General features: G+C 40.7%; 20 protein-coding genes. 12 read left to right on the forward strand and 8 right to left on the reverse strand.

All coding sequences use genetic code 11. The annotated features are described in order from the left end of the window. Positions 1 to 23: 23 nt before the first annotated feature. Positions 24 to 668, reverse strand: a complete 645-nt coding sequence (locus BN1609_RS11515; protein ID WP_088825873.1) for a deoxynucleoside kinase — start codon at positions 666 to 668, stop codon at positions 24 to 26. Between the two features lie 133 nt (positions 669 to 801). On the opposite strand from BN1609_RS11515, the gene rlmD reads away from it, so the two are divergent. Both rlmD and BN1609_RS11525 read left to right on the forward strand, forming a co-directional pair. Continuing rightward, on the forward strand, positions 802 to 2,202 hold the full coding sequence (gene rlmD / locus BN1609_RS11520; RefSeq protein WP_088840876.1) for a 23S rRNA (uracil(1939)-C(5))-methyltransferase RlmD: 1,401 nt from the start codon (positions 802 to 804) through the stop codon (positions 2,200 to 2,202). Positions 2,203 to 2,281: 79 nt separating this feature from the next. After that, positions 2,282 to 2,599, forward strand: coding sequence for a phage repressor protein (locus BN1609_RS11525; RefSeq protein ID WP_088810912.1), 318 nt, complete (start codon positions 2,282 to 2,284; stop codon positions 2,597 to 2,599). 16 nt (positions 2,600 to 2,615) lie between these two features. On the opposite strand, the gene BN1609_RS11530 is transcribed toward BN1609_RS11525, so the two are convergent. From BN1609_RS11530 to BN1609_RS11540, 3 genes are all read right to left on the reverse strand, one after another. Next, positions 2,616 to 4,067, reverse strand: coding sequence for a sodium:solute symporter (locus BN1609_RS11530; protein ID WP_088840872.1), 1,452 nt, complete (start codon positions 4,065 to 4,067; stop codon positions 2,616 to 2,618). Continuing rightward, the gene (locus BN1609_RS11535; RefSeq protein ID WP_088810914.1) at positions 4,064 to 4,255 is read right to left on the reverse strand and encodes a DUF3311 domain-containing protein; all 192 of its coding nucleotides are present in this window, start codon (positions 4,253 to 4,255) and stop codon (positions 4,064 to 4,066) included. Before BN1609_RS11535 ends, BN1609_RS11530 begins: the two co-directional genes overlap by 4 nt. A 220-nt stretch (positions 4,256 to 4,475) precedes the next feature. After that, entirely contained in the window at positions 4,476 to 5,219 is a 744-nt protein-coding gene (locus BN1609_RS11540; RefSeq protein WP_088816227.1) for a MerR family transcriptional regulator, read from the reverse strand. 182 nt (positions 5,220 to 5,401) lie between these two features. Between BN1609_RS11540 and BN1609_RS11545 the strand changes: the two genes are divergently transcribed. Both BN1609_RS11545 and mprF read left to right on the forward strand, forming a co-directional pair. Beyond that, positions 5,402 to 6,079 carry a VanZ family protein gene (locus BN1609_RS11545; RefSeq protein ID WP_088825874.1) on the forward strand — a complete coding sequence of 226 codons (678 nt, stop codon included), beginning with the start codon at positions 5,402 to 5,404 and terminating at the stop codon, positions 6,077 to 6,079. A gap of 27 nt (positions 6,080 to 6,106) precedes the next feature. Beyond that, positions 6,107 to 8,689, forward strand: a complete 2,583-nt coding sequence (gene mprF / locus BN1609_RS11550; protein ID WP_088810917.1) for a bifunctional lysylphosphatidylglycerol flippase/synthetase MprF — start codon at positions 6,107 to 6,109, stop codon at positions 8,687 to 8,689. A 20-nt stretch (positions 8,690 to 8,709) separates the two neighbouring features. On the opposite strand, the gene BN1609_RS11555 is transcribed toward mprF, so the two are convergent. Further along, positions 8,710 to 9,624: a TIGR01777 family oxidoreductase gene (locus tag BN1609_RS11555; protein WP_088810918.1), complete on the reverse strand. Its 915-nt coding sequence runs from the start codon at positions 9,622 to 9,624 to the stop codon at positions 8,710 to 8,712. An 81-nt stretch (positions 9,625 to 9,705) separates the two neighbouring features. On the opposite strand from BN1609_RS11555, the gene recX reads away from it, so the two are divergent. Genes recX through BN1609_RS11570 form a run of 3 tightly spaced genes read left to right on the forward strand, consistent with a single transcriptional unit; the run spans position 9,706 to position 11,216 of the window. Next, positions 9,706 to 10,521: a recombination regulator RecX gene (gene recX, locus BN1609_RS11560; RefSeq protein ID WP_088816229.1), complete on the forward strand. Its 816-nt coding sequence runs from the start codon at positions 9,706 to 9,708 to the stop codon at positions 10,519 to 10,521. Beyond that, positions 10,518 to 10,742, forward strand: coding sequence for a YfhJ family protein (locus BN1609_RS11565; RefSeq protein WP_088810920.1), 225 nt, complete (start codon positions 10,518 to 10,520; stop codon positions 10,740 to 10,742). Before recX ends, BN1609_RS11565 begins: the two co-directional genes overlap by 4 nt. A 12-nt stretch (positions 10,743 to 10,754) precedes the next feature. Continuing rightward, positions 10,755 to 11,216, forward strand: a complete 462-nt coding sequence (locus tag BN1609_RS11570; RefSeq protein WP_088810921.1) for a dUTPase — start codon at positions 10,755 to 10,757, stop codon at positions 11,214 to 11,216. Positions 11,217 to 11,276: 60 nt separating this feature from the next. Here the strand turns inward: BN1609_RS11570 and BN1609_RS11575 are convergent, their stop codons facing one another. After that, a complete protein-coding gene (locus BN1609_RS11575) occupies positions 11,277 to 12,257 on the reverse strand; it encodes a metal-dependent hydrolase (RefSeq protein WP_088810922.1) in 981 nt (326 codons plus the stop codon). Between the two features lie 249 nt (positions 12,258 to 12,506). Between BN1609_RS11575 and mutY the strand changes: the two genes are divergently transcribed. From mutY to BN1609_RS11590, 3 genes are all read left to right on the forward strand, one after another. Further along, positions 12,507 to 13,595: an A/G-specific adenine glycosylase gene (mutY, locus tag BN1609_RS11580; protein WP_088810937.1), complete on the forward strand. Its 1,089-nt coding sequence runs from the start codon at positions 12,507 to 12,509 to the stop codon at positions 13,593 to 13,595. Further along, a complete protein-coding gene (fabL, locus tag BN1609_RS11585) occupies positions 13,592 to 14,338 on the forward strand; it encodes an enoyl-[acyl-carrier-protein] reductase FabL (RefSeq protein ID WP_088816231.1) in 747 nt (248 codons plus the stop codon). The genes mutY and fabL overlap by 4 nt, the downstream gene beginning before the upstream one ends. Before the next feature lie 171 nt (positions 14,339 to 14,509). Next, complete coding sequence (locus BN1609_RS11590) at positions 14,510 to 15,037, forward strand: DUF402 domain-containing protein (RefSeq protein WP_088810924.1); 528 nt, start codon at positions 14,510 to 14,512, stop codon at positions 15,035 to 15,037. A gap of 194 nt (positions 15,038 to 15,231) precedes the next feature. Here the strand turns inward: BN1609_RS11590 and BN1609_RS11595 are convergent, their stop codons facing one another. Together BN1609_RS11595 and BN1609_RS11600 are read right to left on the reverse strand one after the other, a co-directional pair. Further along, on the reverse strand, positions 15,232 to 16,311 hold the full coding sequence (locus BN1609_RS11595) for an aromatic acid exporter family protein (RefSeq protein WP_088810925.1): 1,080 nt from the start codon (positions 16,309 to 16,311) through the stop codon (positions 15,232 to 15,234). A gap of 83 nt (positions 16,312 to 16,394) precedes the next feature. Then, positions 16,395 to 17,693 carry a glutamate-1-semialdehyde 2,1-aminomutase gene (locus BN1609_RS11600; RefSeq protein ID WP_088810926.1) on the reverse strand — a complete coding sequence of 433 codons (1,299 nt, stop codon included), beginning with the start codon at positions 17,691 to 17,693 and terminating at the stop codon, positions 16,395 to 16,397. A gap of 148 nt (positions 17,694 to 17,841) precedes the next feature. Between BN1609_RS11600 and BN1609_RS11605 the strand changes: the two genes are divergently transcribed. Both BN1609_RS11605 and perR read left to right on the forward strand, forming a co-directional pair. Continuing rightward, a complete protein-coding gene (locus tag BN1609_RS11605) occupies positions 17,842 to 18,786 on the forward strand; it encodes an NAD(P)-dependent oxidoreductase (RefSeq protein ID WP_088810927.1) in 945 nt (314 codons plus the stop codon). Positions 18,787 to 18,857: 71 nt separating this feature from the next. Next, a complete protein-coding gene (gene perR, locus BN1609_RS11610; RefSeq protein ID WP_088810928.1) occupies positions 18,858 to 19,301 on the forward strand; it encodes a peroxide-responsive transcriptional repressor PerR in 444 nt (147 codons plus the stop codon). Positions 19,302 to 19,726 lie beyond the last annotated feature (425 nt).

Below are 19,726 nucleotides of genomic sequence, written 5' to 3' on the forward strand. Positions count from 1 at the left end.
CGATTTTATCGCCAGTCCTTTTTTTATGATCGAATTTCATTTAGCTTAGCGCGAATTAAGTCCATAAAATAAACCGCATCCGCTTCATTGTGGATATCAATTTCGTCAATGTTGACAACAAGCGTGTCACTATGATCGTAAGCGTCAAACCAGTCATCATAACGCGCATTCAAGGTGGTGTAATAGTCCAGCAAGGCGGGATTAAGCTCAATTTGCTCATAAGGACGTCCGCGCAGTTTAATGCGTTTTAAAACCGTTTCTAAACTTCCGCGCAAATAAATGAGCAGATCAGGCGACTTTTTCGGAAGCGTACTAATCTCTTCCATCATGTTGTCCAGTAAATCCAAATACGTATCCATTTCCGGCTCCGAAATATTCCCGTCCTCAAAATTAATTTTCGTGAAAAGCGCATCCTCATAAATGCTGCGATCTAAAACATTATTTTGATCTAAAAGGGCGCGTTTAATGCTACGAAAACGCGTATTTAAAAAATAAATTTGTAGCGCAAAAGCCCAGCGTTTCGGGTCGCTATAAAACATTTCAAGAATGCGATTATCTTGAATACTCTCATAAAATGCCTTTGAACCAAGTTCCTTTGCAATCAGCTCCGTATAGCTGCTTTTACCAGCGCCAATCATTCCAGCAAGTACAATCACGTTTTTTTCCATCCTTTCAAAAAGCCTCCTTCGTTCAGTAAAACCAAGGCTGATATGGCTATTGTACCAAATTTTAGCTAAAAACAGCCATGACAAAACTCGCAATTTTTGGTAGTATAAGAAAGAATGAATGGAGGAGAGCATGTTGAGCGAAGCGCAAATCAAGGTCGGACAAGAATTCCCACTCACCATCAAAAAAATGGGAATTAACGGCGAAGGAATCGGATATTTTAAAAGAACTATTATTTTTGTTAAAGGCGCACTGACGGATGAAGAGGTCGTCGTAAAAGTGACTAAAACAGCGCCAAAATACAGTGAAGCCGTGGTGCGTAAAATCAGAAAACCATCACCCAATCGGGTTGTCGCGCCTTGTCCCGTATACGAAGCATGTGGGGGCTGTCAGTTGCAACACGTATCCTATTCGGCGCAACTACAGTTTAAAAAAGATATTTTAATTCAAGCGCTGAAGAAACATACAACGTTCAATACCGACAAAATGAAAATTCGCGATACAATTGGTATGGAAGACCCGTTCCGGTACCGCAATAAAAGCCAATTTCAAGCGCGAACTAATCAAGACGGCGCTATCGTGACAGGTCTTTTTGGTGCGGATTCACACGAACTTGTGCCAACAAGTGATTGTCTCGTACAAGATGAGCGGACGGTTGAAATCACGAATTCGGTGCGCGATTTACTTACGAAATACGGGATATCCGCGTATGATGAAGCAACCGGCCGAGGATTCATCCGCACAATTGTTGTCCGCGTGGGCGTTGAAACGGATGAGGTGCAACTTGTTTTTGTGACGACAAGCGAAAAATTTGCGAAAAAACAAGAAATCCTAACAGAAATTAAGGCGCGCCACCCAGAAATTGTATCAATCATGCAAAACATCAATTCTGATAAGACGTCTCTAATTTTTGGAGATAAGACGCTTCTTTTAGATGGAAAGGCAAGCATTGAAGAGGCGCTTAAAGAGCTTCATTTTGATTTATCGGCACGTGCCTTTTTCCAGCTCAATCCGAAGCAAACGAATCGTTTATACGAGGAAGTTTCAGAAGCGCTTACGCTAACTGGCGATGAAAAAATTGTCGATGCGTATTGCGGTGTGGGCACAATTGGGCTTTCGCTCGCTAAAAAAGTACAAGAAGTACGCGGCATGGACGTGGTCCGTGAAGCCGTTTTAGATGCGCAAAACAATGCAGTGAAAAACGGAATTACAAACGCACATTATGTGACTGGAACGGCAGAAGAAGTCTTCCAAAATTGGCGAAGTGAAGGCTACGCGCCTGACGCAATCATTGTTGACCCGCCGCGAACTGGACTTGATGCAAGTTTAACGCAAGCCATTTTAAGCGCTCGTCCGAAGCAACTTGTCTATGTGTCATGCAATCCTTCTACGTTAGCCCGCGACTTAGCTTTATTCGAAAAACGCTATCGCATTCGGTATTTGCAGCCGGTCGACATGTTCCCGATGACAAGCCACGTGGAGTGTGTCGTGAAGCTGTCGCTAAAATCAAATCAAAAGAAAAAAGTAAAAAGCTGATCCCCCGCGGAATCAGCTTTTTTTGTTTACAAACTGTAGGCTATGTGTTGCATTTAGACATGAAAAGGAGGGAGAATTTATGTCCAAGGCAAGCTACATCGCTTCCTTACTTCAAAATGGCCAGTTCATCGAGAAGTACAAAGAAGCGGGTAATTCTATGTTGCCCATCATTAAGTCAAATCAGCCAGTTAGTTTAGAACCCGTGAATGAACACACTTTATTAGAACCGAAAACAATCGTTTTTTGTAAAGTAAAAGGGAACTACTACACGCACCTGATTTCTGCCGTGCGTTCGCGCAATAATGAAATGGAATTTCAAATTTCGAATAACCATGGCTTTGTAAATGGTTGGGTCAAACGTAGAAATATTTTTGGAAAAGTAGTCAAAATTTGGTAATCATGCCAAGTTTTTTTTAATGCCGAAAATTCTCCTTTTTCGTGAATGCGCTAACTATAAAAGTGACGAGAATATTTGTCAGTAGTGGCAGGAAGCCAATGTTAATATCGCTAATTGTGCGCGGCAAGTCAGGGAAAATCGTCGCAAGCGTCATGCTGTAATTGCTGACAAAAATGGTAATTAAAATCCCCGTTGCAATTCCTGAAATGGCGCCGGCCGTTGTCACTGGATTGCGCTTCATCAAACTTGCAAAGAGCGCCGGACAAAGCTGCACAATGAGACTGTAGCCCACTTGAAGAATCGCTGCAAGCGCATTGCCACCTTGGAAAACGAACACGCAAGAAAGGGCGCCAAGAAGCGGCACGAAAAGTTTGGACAACCTTGCGACACGCGCCTCGTTGTAGCTTCCTTTTAACCCAAAGACAATGTTTTTAGAAAATAAGGTACTCGCTGTCATTAAGAGCATCGAACCCGGCACAAGTGCGGTGAGCATGCCCGCCGCCCCAATGATACCCACGAAAAACGGGTTAAAGCTTTGAATGGCGAGCTGAATGAGTGCAAGATCGCTTTCGTCACCTTGCAAGCCGGGCACTTTAATGACGGCTGTAAATCCGATGAAAATGACAAATAATAGCATGAGCGTGTAAATTGGGCTGATTATCGCATTTTTACGGAAAGTATTTGCGTTTTTTGCGGTAAACGTAGACGCGAAAACTTGCGGCCACATATAAAAACCGAGCACATAAAAGAGAACAGTACTAATAAACCAAGTTACCGTGTAAGTGGTTTCTGGAAATGTTAGCAGTTCTGGCTTAATTGCAGCTACTTGTGTGAAAAGTTCGCCGTAACTGCCAAAATAGTGAAGTGGCAAATAAATTCCCATAAACACAATGACAAATAAAATCATAAAATCTTTTAAAACGGAAATCCAAGCAACGCCGCGAATTCCTGAAAGAACGGAATATAAAATGATGCCGAGCGTTCCAATTATTATCGCAGCATTCATTGGGATTTTTCCATATGATGTGAGCGAAACTATGATGCCAAGCCCTTTTAGCTGAATGACGATAATGGGAATAATCGCGATAACGCCCACGATAGCCACGATAACGCCAAGCCATTTGCTATCATATTTTTTAGCAAAAAAGTCAGACTGTGAAACAAGGCGATGCTCATGCGCATAAGACCAAATAAGCGGAAGTAAGAAATAAGACGAAACATAAGAAAGCGCAATGTAAACCATCACATAAACCGCTGAAATCCCCTTCGAATACGTCCAGCCGCTCCCACCTAAAAACGAGAACGTCGTATACACTTCACCCGCCGTTAAAAGAAAGACAAATACAGTATTAAAGCTTCGGTTCCCGACCGCCCAATTTTCAAGTGTCATTTTTTGTTTTTGCTTCGCGCGAATTGCTAAAATAATCGTTAAAATAAAAAAGGCCGAAATAATAAAAAGCGCCGTCATGATAAATTATCCTCCCCGTTTTGTTCCCATTTATACAAAAGAAACAAAATGATAGAGGACAGAATAACACCCGCCGCAATATAAGCTAAAACAAATGGAATTCCAAAGATAAGTGGGTAAATTCGATTTGCAAATGGAATCCCACCTAAAATAAATAAAAAGGGGATAATAAGCAACCACTTTTTCATATTTTTCCTCCTAAAATTTACTGCATTAATGCCCAAATAATAATCGCATCAAAAGCTAAAAGTCCGAGCACAACTGCCACTGAAATTTTAATGAGCAGTTTTTTATCCGTTGATTTTTTTGCCATATAAAATCCTCCATAAAGTTTACTATACAAAAGATACCATAAAAAGCGTTAAGACACCAAAAATCCCACTTTCAAACTGAAAGTGGGATTTTTTCCTAAAGTGAAGCCATGACAGCATCGCGAAGTCGTTCGGCAGTTCCAGCTCCACCGCGGTTGTCATAGTAAGCTTTAAAGCGATCGTCGTCCACATACATGTTTACAAGACCAATGTGTGCTTCTTCCGAATAATCTGGCCAAGAGAAGGAGAGCCATTCTTTATGAGCCAAATAGATGTCTTCCTGCAAGGTCGCATCCGTTTTTGCGCGTTCCAACAAGTCAAATAGCTTGTCATTTAACGCCTCCATCTTCGCGAAATCATCTTCCGAAAGGTTCATCATTTTCGCATTGCTCGCATCGACCGTTTCGTCGCCGTATTTTTCACGAATTTCATCGCCGTACTTTGCTTCATTTTTTTCAATTAAATCTTTCTTAAATCCTTCAAATTTTTCTTTGTCAGACATGTTCACCATTCCTTCCATGTTTTCAAGCGTTTTCTCGACATTTCGAATCAACGCATCAAGTCGTTCTTTTTTACGAAGGAGCTCCTGCCGGTGACTTTTTAGAGCCTCTTTTGGCTGAAAAGTAGGGTCCGTGACGAGCGCTTTAATTTCAGGAAGAGCCAGATCCATCTCACGATAGAACAAAATTTGTTGTAGCAAATCAAGCTCCCGTTGCCCGTATATTCGGTAGCCACTTGTCGAGAGCCTTGCCGGTTTTAAAAGCCCAATCTCGTCATAATAGCGTAGTGTACGTGCACTTACACCAGCTAGTTTCGCCACCTTTTGAATTGTGTATTCCAATTCCAACCACCTCCGTATTCATATTGTAAACCTTAACGTTACGTCAAGGTCAACTAGATTTTTTAATTAATTTTAGGCTTGCAAAAATGTAAGCTAGAATATACGTGGGAACGCTTTTCAAGAAGGGACCTATCTGCTACACTAGACGTATAGAAAAAATTTGGAAGGCGTGAACCTTTTTAATGCAAGCACGAAATTTAAAATATCTTGTCCTTTGCCTTCCGATTTTATATCTCGGGTACGGGATTACACTAGCGCTCCAATTTGGGAGCAGACCCGAGCTCATTAATTCAGCCGCAAATGGATTGTTTTTACTTATCATTACTTTTATTTTAACAAAAAAAGCTGTTTTAAAGACGAGTATTGATTTTGTTTGGTTTATTGTTTTTATTTTATACGTGTTTGTATTACACCATCTTGTTATGTACATTGCTTTGGGGGATTTTGTTAGCAGTACTTACACAGGGAATTTTTACATTCAAACGGATATGATTAACCTCAAGCCTTTTACAACAATCGAAAATACGGTTAGACAAACTTTACCGACAATGCCGACAATCATTCAAATTGTAGGAAATGCTTTGCTTCTTGCACCACTTTCTTTCTTTTTACTTTATTTTAAAATTTGTAAAAGGGCAAGCATGGCCATTTTAGTTGTATTTCTTACATCTTGTACGGTTGAGCTCGTTCAATTTGCACAAACAACACTGATTACCGGTTTTGATGGTATTATGCTACCAACTGGTCGTTCAACGGATATAGACGATGTGATTTTAAACACCTTAAGTGGTTGTTTGGGCGTTATTGTGATGTATAGCGTACCAACGCTTCGAAAACGAATTGGGAAAAGAAAGCGTTAATTCTTTGACAAGCGAAGGAGAATGGAAATGAAAGAAAAATTACTACAAGCCTATGATTTTTTCCAGAGAAATAGTAAGATTGTCAAAATCGTCTTTGTTTCTCTTATTATGTTATTCGTCATTTACGAGGTCATCAACATTTTAACGACCGTCGATTATAGCTCACTCAAGCAAAATTTAACTTCACAAAGCCCGGAGAGTATTTTTATTATGGTCATTGTCGGGCTAGTTGCCGTAACGCCGATGCTTATTTATGATTTTGTCATCGTCAAACTTTTACCGGGGAAATTTTCAGCGATGCACGTTGTCTCCTCAGGCTGGATTACAAATACATTCACCAATATTGGTGGTTTTGGCGGCGTTTTGGGCGCTTCTTTACGCGCTAGTTTTTACGGGAAAAATGCATCACACAAAGAAATTTTACTTGCGATTTCAAAAATAGCATTATTTTTAGTTTCTGGACTATCCATTTACTGTTTAATTGGCCTTACAACACTGGCCATTCCAAATTTTGCGAATCATTTTATCAGCTACTGGCCGTGGCTTCTTGGCGGCGGACTTTATTTTCCGATTTTATTTACAGTCACCAAATGGAAAAGCAAGTCGCTGTTTGAAGACTTGCCGCTAAAACGTGAGTTGACATTAATTTCTGCATCGCTTTTAGAATGGGGCTTTGCATTTGGTTGTTTTGTCATCATTGGCTTTTTAATGAATGAACCAGTCGATTTGATGAAAGTATTTCCACTTTTCGTCATCGCTTCTGTTATTGGGATTATTTCAATGGTTCCAGGCGGTGTCGGCACATTTGATTTAGTCATGCTTTACGGCCTCGGGCAGCTAGGCGTTTCAGAAGAACTGGCACTCGTGTGGTTGTTGTTTTACCGAATCTTTTACTACATTGTCCCATTTATCGCAGGCTTATTTTTCTTCGTACAAAAAGCCGGCAAACGATTTAACGATTATTTAGAAAATTTACCCTTTCTATTTTTACAAAAACTAGCGCATCGTTTCCTTATTATTTTCGTTTATTTCAGCGGTTTACTGCTCGTTATTTCTTCTGTTGCACCATTTGCGATCTACCACGTCCCATTTTTGTATAAACTCATGCCCTTTGGTTTTCTGTTCATCTCCCAGGTTACAAACGTCGCGTTTGGTTTTCTGCTGCTTGGCCTAGGTCGAGCTATTGAAAGCAAAACGAAAAAAGCCTACATCACAACGATTATCATACTAGGCTGCGCGATTTTCAACACCTTGGCGCGTGTATTTTCCATCAAACAAGCGATTTTCCTTGGCATCATTTTGCTGTGCGTGTATTTAGCGAGAAAAGAATTTTACCGTGAAAAATTTGTGTACACGTGGAGTAAAATCATCATGGATGCGGTCATCTTTATTGCCTGCCTAGCCGGATATGTTATCATCGGTATTTACAATTCGCCGAACATCCAACATAAAAAGCAAATTCCGGAATACTTGGAAATTGCGTCTGAACACGTGTGGGTAACCGGCTTCATCGGCATGCTCATCGCGGTCATCTGCCTAGTAGCCATCTACATTTATTTCTCGCAATCCGAGGAAAAATTTGGCAGCCCTTTTGAAGCCGAAAAAGTGCGCGCCCATTTAGAGAAGTGGGGCGGCAATGAAGTAAGCCACACCATGTTTCTGCGCGACAAATTGCTATTTTGGGCACAAGATGGCGACGTCCTTTTTGGCTTCCGAATTATCGCCGATAAAATGGTGATTATGGGCGAACCTACGGGGGATCCAAATCGGCGTGATGCGGCCATTTTAGAACTGCTTGAGAAAGCGGATTTGTTCGGCTATCGCCCCGTATTTTATGAAGTCCGCGGGGACATGTTGCCATACTTACACGAAATTGGTTTTGACTTTATTAAACTAGGCGAGGAAGGTTACGTTGATGTCACCAACTTCTCTCTTTCTGGGAAAAAGAAAAAGGGGGAGCGCGCTTTAATGAACAAATTTGAACGCGAAGGCTATCAATTTGAGATTCTCGAAGCGCCGTTTAGCTCTGATGTTTGGAATACGCTGCGTAAAATATCCAATGAATGGCTAGACGGTCGTACGGAAAAAGGTTTTTCTCTAGGCTTTTTCGACACCTATTATTTAGAACAAGCGGGGGTTGCGGTTGCTAGAAATGAAGCTGGAAAAATCATCGCCTTTGCGTCCATGATGCCTGCTTATAACGATGAACTTTCCTCGATTGATTTAATGCGCTACGGCAAAGAGGCACCATCAGGTATTATGGATTTCCTCTTCATCAATTTGTTTGAAGATGCGAAAGAAAATGGCTATCAAGTTTTCAATATGGGGATGGCGCCACTCGCCAATGTCGGCGAATCCAAATACGCGTTTCTCGGCGAACGTATGGCGGGACTTGTTTACCGCTACAGTCAAGGTTTCTACGGATTTAAAGGGCTTAGAAACTACAAGGCAAAATACGTCAACGTCTGGGTGCAAAAATTTGTCGCCTACCGAAAACGGAGTTCCATTGCCTTTACAATGTTACAACTCATGCTTCTAGTAGGGAAAAAACGCCAATTATCCCACAATCAAATAATTTTAGAAGTCCCGCTTTCTGAGTTCGAAGAATAATAAAGAGGCGTAGCAAAGCGCTACGCCTCTTCATTTATTAAATCGTCCAAAGCTTCTTCTAGCGTGTTAAATGTGAACTCGAAATGATGGGCGAGTAGTTTATCTGGATACACGCGTTGACTATCTAAAATCATCGCAGCTTTATCCGCAAGTGCGAGTCTAATGGCTCTTTTAGGAACGGGAGTTTTGTACGGACGATGTAATTTCTTCCCAAGTAGCTCGGCGAATTTTTTCTCTTGGACGGGGTGCGGAGCGACCAAATTGATGGCGCCATCTAGTTCTTCCTTTTGAATGATGAAGCGGATAGCAGAGATAACGTCGTCAATGTGGATCCAAGAATACCATTGTTTTCCGCTGCCGAAGCGTCCACCGAAGAAATTTCGGAAGGCTTTTTCGAAAATCGGAAACGCACCGCCGTCTGTTCCTAAAATGAGGCCAAAGCGGGCGAATGCAACACGAATGCCGTATTGTTCGGCTTTTATCGCCGTTTCTTCCCACTCGTGAACAGTGCGTGCTAAAAAGGTACGGCTCATAGGTGTTTCTTCGGAATCGCTATAAATGGCAGTTTTAGAAGAAGGATAGACGCCAATTGCGCTCGCATTAATCCATACTTTTGGTCGGACATTCATTTTGCGAACAATTGCTAGGAGTGCGGCTGTTGCTTCCACGCGACTCGAAACAATGGCGCGTTTTCGTTCTTCCGTGTAGCGCCCGTCGGCTAAACTAACACCAGCTAAATTGATAACCGCATCAAAAACGTGTTCTTTTAAATCAGGAAGCGGGGTTTCATCTGTTAGCCAGTTAATAAAATGGACATTCGCATAATCGGCTTGGTTGCCGCGCGTCAAAATATAAATATCATCCATCGTCTTTTCAAAGTCATGCGTTAAATGGCGCCCGACGAAACCAGTTCCGCCGGCAATTAAAATTTTCATAATCGGCTCACCTCTTTACTTAGTTCTATTCCCACTTTCTTCAAATAAAAACTGTGATACAATGGAAGAGGAGGTTTTTTGATGAAAATAACTGCGATTCAAGCCCAACAAAAAAACAAAGAACGTTACAACATTTTTGTAGATGAAAACTATTTATTCAGTGTAGACGAAGCCGTATTAGTGAAATTTCAACTAAAAAAAGAAATGCCGCTAACCAATGAATTAATAGATAAAATCGTCGAGGAAGACGAAGTCCGTAAAGGCTTAAATAAAGCCATTCAATTTTTAGCGCACCGCGTTCGGTCAGAAAAAGAAGTGCGTGACTATTTGAAAAAACAGGAAATTTCAGAAGCACATATTTCGAGTGTCATTCAAAAATTGGTGGAAATGAACTATTTAGATGACGCCGAGTTCGCGAAACTGTATATTAGAACGCAAATGAAAACGACAACAAAAGGAAAAGGTAAAATTGAACGCGAACTCATTGAAAAAGGCATCACGCGCGAACTCATTGCCGAAACACTTCCGTTTTATACAAGTGATATGCAATTAGAAAACGCGAATAAAGAAGCAGCAAAAATTGCGCGCCGCGGCAAGCGGACATCACGTAAAATTTTAACACAAAAAATTGTGACCGATTTAATGCAAAAAGGCTATACCGTCGAGCTTGCAAAAGAAGCGGCAGCCGTCGCAACAGCGGATTTAGATGAAAATAGTGACGAAGCAATTCTCGGTGCAGAGCTTGAAAAGCTGATGCGGAAAAATAAACGACTTGGTCCGAAGAAGGCGAAACAAAAAACCATTCAGTCACTCATGCAAAAAGGCTTTCAATATGATACAATACAAACTTATCTAGCCGAAAATGAAATTGATTTTGAAGAGGTGGAGCAAGATTGAATGAATATGTAGAAGAACTCGTACAATTGCTTCAAGCGAAAAATCCGAGTTTAGACAAAGAAAAAGCGCTCTTTTGGGTGGAAATGCTTTGGTCGGATTTTGAAAGTTCTTATGCGAAAGCAGGTTATCCGTACCGCGGACCTGAATATGCTTATGAATATGTCAAACAACAAATTGAACGCCACGGAGCTGTGCTTCATCATGTGAGTTCGAGAAAATAAAGGAGAGTTTAAATGAAAATAAGAGGTTTTGAAGTTGTAAAGGATGCTAATCGAGTATTTTTGAATCAAACGATTACACTGCCCGTTCGCTCAGATAAAGGGTCAGCTGGGTATGACTTTTTCTCCAATGAAGAAGTGACACTACACCCGGGGAGCCAGCACGTTTTCTGGACAGACGTGAAGACCTACATGCAAGCTGATGAGGTGTTAAGTGTTTACGTGCGTTCCTCGATTGGAATTAAACGCGGACTTAATTTATCAAATAACACAGGAATCATTGATGCATCTTATTACGGGAATCCTTCGAATGACGGAAACATTGGAATTGCGATGCGAAACATTGGCGAAGCTAGTGTTAAAATTGAACAAGGTGAGCGAATTGCCCAAGGTATTTTCACAAAATATCTCGTTGCTGACGTGGACGATGTGACAAATGAGTCACGCGCTGGTGGTGTTGGGAGTACTGGTAAATAAATTTTAAATAAAAATCCCAGCTGTTATTGTAACAGCTGGGGTTTGTTTATGAGGTTAAAGTTACACAGCTACTGGGGTGAGTTTCTTCTGAAGTTTTTCATCAGAGAAAATCCAGCCCGTGTAAGATGATAAGATATTCATATCATCGTCTAGACGAACAACAGCAACAAACGGATAGTGCCCGTTGCTACGGTATCTCAAATCCGTAAACGTGACATACGTGGCATCTAACTTTTCTTCAATTCTCCAGTTATACACTTTTGAAAAGGAGACAAAAGCGGCCAAGTTTTTATCTTGTTTCGCAGAACGAATGATTTCATTATTTGGAACGGGTAAGCGATCAAACTTTTCATAAACTGAAATGTTTCGTTTGAAAGCACGTCCCACATAATAATGTTCTTTCGTTGTCACAGCGACACGCCACTGGAAGAAATGAATCGTTGAAGCGATGATGATTTCTTCGGCATCAGGAATTAAATTCTTGACGGCATGTTTAATCATGTGCTGTGTAACTGCGCGTGCGACATAATAAAGCGCGAGGATTCCGTAAAGCGTAAAGAATGTTGGACCAGCAGGAGCACCGAGTAGCCAGATGATAATCGCAACGACATGTGATCCAAAAATAAACCAATCAAATGTGTTGATGAAACCAAATGCGACCCAAGTGTCTTTAAATGGTCGAACCGCTTGCGTCCCGTATGCATTAAAAATATCGACGAAAATGTGTAACCCGACTGCTATAAAGCTCCATAAGAGCAAGTGTAAAAATGTTGCTGCCGGAAAAATAAAGTAAAGTACAGTTGAAATTAAGAGCGGCCAAATCGCGAGCATCGGAAGGGAATGTGTAATCCCCCGGTGATTACGAATATAATCCGCATTGTTTTTAAGTTTTAATACAGTGTCAATATCAGGAATTTGAGAACCAATAATTGTTGCTGCCATGATACCCATTGTAGCATGAGTACTACTTGCAACTACAGGGTCAATTGTTGCGAGAGCCCCAAGTGCAATCCCCATAACAACATGTGTGCCTGTGTCCAAATGCTTTCCTCCTCCAAGAAGTTAGAAAGAGTCACTTAACAAACCAAGCGGCATCTTCCTGCGACTAAAGTGTGTGGGTGAGTAATTACTACTCTGTCAGCTAAGCCTTTACAAGCAGAGTGCTGTTCAAAAAAAGCTAGCTTCTGTATAATAGAAAAAGCTTAACCATTAATCTATCCCCATGTTTTCATTATACTACACATCGAAAGTGCGGAGCATTAGAATTTTATGAGAAATTTAGGTGAACGAATGACAAATACATACTTTGATAAAAAACAAACTGAAGCTTTCAGACAAGCTCTAATCGATTGGTACTTAGCCAATAAACGGATACTTCCCTGGCGTGAGAACACTGACCCGTACCGGATTTGGGTGTCAGAAATCATGCTACAACAAACGCGGGTGGACACGGTTATCCCTTATTTCACGCGATTTATGACGCAATTTGAAACGATGGAAGACTTTGCTTATGCGGATGAAAATGCGATTCTTAAAATTTGGGAGGGGCTCGGTTATTATTCACGTGTCCGCAATTTGCAGGCGGCGATGCGTCAAGTTGTTGAAGAACATGAGGGAATAGTGCCAGACACGTTAAAGGACATTTTAAGTCTAAAAGGGGTTGGCCCATATACTGCCGGCGCAATTTTAAGTATCGCCTATCAGAAAGCGGAACCCGCAATTGATGGGAATGTTATGCGTGTCATGTCGCGCGTATGCGAAATTGATGCGGACATTATGAAACCAAGTACGCGAAAGATTTTTGAAACGGTGCTGTATGATTTAATTGACCCAATTGATCCTGCGTCTTTCAACCAAGGCTTAATGGAAATTGGCGCGTTAGTTTGCACACCGAAAAAGCCAATGTGCCTACTTTGCCCACTGCAACCGTTTTGTTCAGCGCACAAAAATGGGAAGGAACTGGACTATCCAGTTAAAATAAAAAAAGTGAAGTCGAAAAAAATTCATCTGCTGGCAATTGTTGTCCGGCAAAATGACCGCATTTTAGTTGAACAGCGCCCGTCAGAAGGACTGCTAGCCAATTTATGGCAGTTTCCAACTGTGGAAGTAAAAGCAAATGCCAATAGTGAAATGGTAAAACTTGCTTTCCTAAAAAAATATGGTTTAGAAGTTGAACTTCAAGAATCGCTACCGCATGTGAAGCATATTTTTTCGCATTTGGTGTGGGAAGTGGACGTTTTGACGGCTAAACTTACTGGCGGTAAGCCAGAAGACAAGGTGAAATTTGTTTCAGAAGAGGAGATGCAGCGGCTTGCGTTTCCCGTGCCATACCAAAAAATGTGGCAAAGTTTTATTGAGAGAAAAGGGGATTTGGAATGAATAAAGTAGCTTTAGTGACTGGAAGTAGTCGCGGGCTTGGTCGTGAAATCGCGATTCAGCTTGCAAAAGAAGGATATGATGTGGCGGTAAATTTTGCGCGGAGTCGTAAAAAAGCCGAAGAGGTGCAGGCGGAAATTGAAAAACTTGGCAGAAAATGTGAGCTTTTCCGTGCGAATATTGGCGATGTTGAAAAAACGCGCGCGATGTTTGCTGAAATTAAAGCGACGTTTGGACGACTTGATCTTTTTGTGAGCAATGCGGCTAGCGGCGTCTTGAAACCGCTGATGGAGCTTGAACAAACGCACTGGGACTGGACGATGAATATTAATGCGCGTGCCTTTTTGTTCGCTAGTCAAGAAGCGGCTAAGATGATGCAGGAAACTGGCGGCGGGAAAATCATTGGGTTAAGCTCAATTGGTTCGATTCGTTATTTGGATAATTATACGACTGTTGGCGTTTCTAAGGCGGCGGTTGAATCGCTCACGCGTTACTTGGCGGTTGAGCTTGCGCCTTACGGAATAGCAGTTAACACGGTTTCAGGCGGCTTGATTGAAACGGACGCGCTGGAACATTTTCCGAATAAAGCGGAGTTAATCGAAGATGCGATTAGTAGGACTCCGGCGGGGCGCATGGTAGAGCTTCAAGATTTAGTCAGCGCAGTCATGTTTCTTGCGAGCAGCCATGCAGATATGATTCGCGGGCAGACGATTGTGGTTGATGGTGGACGGACATTACTCGTATAAGCTCAAATAAAAATGATTTTCCCACTTTAAATGGAACTTTCTGCACGGATTTTACTTTTTTAATCAAAAAAGATGATTTTCCGTAGTTTATTGTTTTTTGCGTTGTTTTGTTATGTTATAATGATTTGTGAATAACAGCTTCTAGTACATGAAGAAAGTAGGAAAGTGTGTATGTACTTGCCAAAAGAGAAAGAAATTATCCAGATTAAGAGCTACAAACACAACGGTAAACTTCATCGTACTTGGAAAAAAACAGTTGTGCTAAAAGCAACGGAAAATGTTATTATCGGGGGAAATGATCATACACTTGTCGTGGAATCTGACGGACGAAAATGGGTAACGAGAGAGCCATCAATTTGCTATTTTCATAGCGATTATTGGTTTAATGTGATTTCAATGATACGGGAAGATGGCCTGTACCATTATTGTAATCTAGGAACGCCTTTTGCGGTCGATGAGGAAGCGTTAAAGTATATTGATTATGACTTAGATATTAAAGTTTTTCCTGACGGACGTTTCCATTTACTTGATGAAGGTGAATACGAGCAGCATCGTCGCCAAATGAAATATCCTGATGCCATCGACCGAATTTTACGCAATAACGTAGATATTTTGAGTCACTGGATTTTGGATAAAAAAGGACCTTTTTCGAAGGACTATATTGATATTTGGTATGAAAAGTACAAAGAATACCGTTGAAAAAAAGACGCATTTGCCTAAACCTGTTTGTTAATAAGGTTTGGGCAACGTCTTTTTTTTGGCGTCTTTTTGTTCGCTTTACATGGCTAATAAGTATGTGATTTCAAGTAAAATAAAGCGGATAAAAATAAGCATAAATCTAGTAAAGTCCATTACCTAAATGGTAGTGTTACTAGATTTATGCTTTTTATCCATTACTCTTCCGTCACACTAATATCAATTTTATTCTCATCCGTATGGCGGATTTTAAAACTATGAATGAGTTTTTCTAAATAGTCGATTGCTTCCTGATAGGCAAAAACGCAAGCGATAATGCGCATTAAGTGATACTCATCTGTGTTGTTTTCTGGGTCATCCGATTTCATTTCATTTAAAAATAAATCCATTAATTCTTTCGGATCTTGCGCCAAATGGTCTTCCAAGTAGTCTGTATCAACGGCAACGCGGTCAATGTATGTGAGTAGAAGTTGTTCATGTTTATCTACTAAAAAGTCAATTTGCTGTCTGATGACCTCTTGTTTTTCAGGATTAAGTTGTAAATAATCATTTTCGTAGCGATTTTGAATTTTTAAAAGTTCATAGCCTTTTTGTGAGCAGAGAATCATTTGCCGGTAGATAGCAATTTTACGCCCTTTAGAAACAGAATTTCGCTTTAAAAAAGTTCTTTCTTCTTTATAAAGCTCATATTGATTACGAATTTGCCCAATTTGTTTCTGCATCCAGTTCATATCTTTTTTTAGTAAAGGAAAATCAGCGGCATGGCGTAAATTTAAGCGGATCCATTTAATAATCTCATTGTTCGTATTGTAAATTTGCTGATACAAAGCCACTTCATATTTTGGTGGAATGAAAATTAAGTTGACGATAAATGCTGCAACAAGCCCTAGCATGATTGTACCAAAACGAATTAAGGCGATTTCAAGGAAGTCATTTCCGGGTGAATCCATGACAATAACAAGTGTTACAAGAGCAAGGCCAATCGTATTTTCTAGTTTTAATTGCAGAAGTAGCGCCACACAAATAACGGAAGCTACGCCAATCAAAATGAAGTCATTTCCAATGTATAGACCAAAAACAATGGCAATGATGGCACCAATCACATTTCCTTGCGCGCGCTCTAAAATAGTTCGGTACGAGCGGTAAATGGACGGTTGAATCGCAAATATGGCGGAAATTCCTGCCAGCGAAGGAGAGGGGGACTGGAAAAGTTCGGCAATAAATAAAGCTAAACTTATAGCAATACCAGTTTTTAATATTCTAGCTCCAAATTTCATGGTAGGTGATTCCTTTCTAATGGGCGATTTTTATCTTTTAATACCTTTATTATAACCATATTTTTCATTTTGTAACATAAAAATCATTTTTCGGAGGCCATAATGGCAAATACACGCTCTGTTGCCGCAATTGTGTCGTCGATATCTGCTTCAGTATGGGCCGTTGTAATAAACCAAGCCTCGTATTTCGATGCCGCCAGTAAGATACCTTCCTCACGCATAAGTTTAAAGAAACGACTAAATTGTTCGCCGTCAGTTTGTTCAGCATCTGCATAGTTCCGCACAGTTTTATCGGTGAAAAATACCGTCAGCGCCCCAACAATTTGGTTAATCGTAATTGTAATGCCGTGTTTTGCAGCAGCATTTAAAATACCATTTTTCAATTTAGATCCGTATTTTTCAAAACGATCATAAAGTCCTTCTTCTTGTAAAACTTCTAGGCAGGCAATGCCAGATAGAATGGAAGCGGGATTTCCAGCGTGTGTGCCAGCTTGATAAGCCGGACCAAGCGGTGCTACAGTTTCCATAATATCCAAGCGCCCGCCATACGCCCCAATCGGCAAGCCGCCGCCAATAATTTTTCCAAGCGCTGTCAAATCCGGTTTCACTTGGAGCAAATCTTGCGCCCCGCCGTACATAAAGCGAAATGCCGTAATCACTTCATCATAAATCACGAGCGCACCCGCCGCATGAGTCAGCTCATTTACTTTTTTCAAAAATCCTGGTTCTGGCCCGACAATCCCGAAATTCCCGACAATCGGCTCCACAAGCACCGCTGCCACCTGATCGCCCCAAACATCAAGAGCTTCTTTAAAAGCTTCGACGTTGTTAAAAGGAACGGTAATGACTTCTTTGGCTGTCGCTTCTGTCACACCAGCAGAATCAGGCGTGCCTAGTGTTGAAGGTCCAGAACCCGCTTCCACCAAAACGAGATCGAAGTGTCCGTGATAAGACCCGCCGAATTTAATAATCTTATCTCGGCCAGTATAGGCGCGAGCAACACGAACCGTTGTCATGACAGCTTCCGTACCAGAATTGGTAAAGCGCACCTTTTCCATAGAAGGAATCGCTTCTTTTAACATTTTCGCAAATGTAATTTCATGCACAGTTGGCGTACCATATAAAACCCCAGTTTCTGCAGCCTTTGTAATCGCCTTTGTAATGTGTGGGTGTGCATGGCCGGTAATAATGGGGCCAAAAGCCGCTAAGTAATCAATATATTTATTCCCGTCCACATCATAAAAATAAGCCCCTTCTGCTCGCTCCATCGTAATCGGCACACCGCCACCAACGCCCTTGTACGAACGACTTGGACTATTAACGCCGCCAACAATATGTTTTTTTGCTTCCTTATGTATAGCATCTGATTTTGAATGATCCATCTAGACATCTCCTTTGAATTTCGCGGAATCCCGCTTATCTAGTCCATTTTATGCGAAATAATTTAAAACAGCAACATGAAAGAACAACTTAATTGCCGTTTTTTCAAAAAAAGCATAAACTAAAAGAGTAGAAAGGGGGCTGGGCTGTTTGAAAATCTTATATACGCTAACGATACCGGAAGATTGGCAAGTAAAACAGCAAGAAGCATATCCAAACGATATATTTTATTACGAAAAAGAAATAAAGAACTTTAAGGAACTTAATGAAGTGGACTGCATCGTGACATATGGCGGTGACATCACAGCAGAAATTATTGAAGCAGCTAGCGCACTAAAGTGGATTATGGTCTTTTCTGCGGGCGTTGACGGCTTACCTAAGCAAGCTATTCTAGAAAAAAATATTTTAGTGTCAAATGTTCGCGGCATTCACGCTGTCCCGATGGCAGAATTTGTGCTGAGCTATTTGTTGCATGACGTGAAGCAATTACAACACTTTTATGAAGCTCAAAAAAAGAAAGAGTGGGCGTTTTCCCACCCTGTCGTTGAGCTCGGCAATAAGAAAATCGTCGTTGCTGGCGCAGGAGCAATCGGCTCACAAATCGCAAAATTCGCCAAAATGTTTGGCATGCAAACGGTAGGACTAAATACAACCGGCCACCCAGTAGAAGGTTTTGACAAAACTTTCGCCATGCGTGACTTAAAACAAGTAATTCGCGCCGCTGACTATTTCGTTTCTGTGCTACCAAAAACAAAAGAAACGACAGGCGTCTATGATGAAGACTTCTTCCATATTTTGCCGAAGAGCGCCGTATTCATCAACATCGGTCGTGGAAACGCTATAGAAAGCGCCATTTTAGAAAAAGTCATCGCTGAAAAAACCATTCGCCATTTCTATCTCGACGTCTACCCCGAGGAACCGCTGGCGACTGAAAGCCCGATTTGGACAGCTACAAATGTCACAATGACCCCACACGTATCTGGACATACCGATCAATATATTAATCGCAGCATGGAAATCTGGCTTGATAGTCTAGAGAAGTTTAAAGCAGGCAAAACCGTGCAGAATGAAATCAACTTAAATAGAGGATATTAAATCGTTGTATTGACAGCTTATGAACATTTCCGTTAAAATATAAGAAAGTTATCATTTAAAGGAAGGAGTGCATGACGGTGTCTAACACTCATTTAAAAGAGTCAATAGATATTCTAAAACAGTCAGGAGTACGAATTACTCCTCAACGTCATGCTATACTTGAGTTCTTAATTAATTCACATATTCATCCAACTGCCGACGAAATATACAAGGCACTTGAAGGTGATTTTCCAAATATGAGTGTTGCAACAGTCTACAATAACTTACGCGTATTTAGAGATGCAGGATTAATTAAGGAATTATCATATGGCGACGCTTCAAGCCGATTTGATTTTTCTACTTCTAACCATTATCATGCTATATGCGATGAATGTGGAAAGATTGTTGATTTCCATTATCCAGGTCTAGATGAAGTCGAGCATTTTGCCTCCCATGTTACAGGGTATGAAATTAACAAACATCGTTTAGAAGTTTATGGGTTATGTCCTGAATGTAAAGCGAAAAATAAAAAATAAAATCACCTATTTTAAAAATAGGTGATTTTTGTTTTGCATAAAATGATTAATTTTTATGCGGAAAAGGGGATTTTAAAGCCTAGTTTGCCTTAGAAATGGTGAAAAAAATATTTTCTCGCATTTTTATGCATAAACTTGTTGACATCTTCATTTAAAATTGATATATTAGTTTTCGGCGCTACTAATCAATTGTTTTTGAAATTAAATTAATTCAAAAAAATGTTGACAGGCAAGCGTTTAGATGATATGATTTAAAAGTCGCAAAAAGCCAGTTGCTTTTCAAAAATGCGGCAAATTATGACCTTTGAAAACTGAACAAAACGAAGATGAAAAAGCGATGAAACAGATGTTTCACCAATCAATTCATAGGACAGGAAACAAAAAGATGTTTCCAAAAAAAGTAAGAAACAAGCTAGCAAAGTCAA

Source organism: Listeria sp. ILCC797, from assembly GCF_900186185.1.
Lineage (GTDB): Bacteria > Bacillota > Bacilli > Lactobacillales > Listeriaceae > Listeria > Listeria goaensis.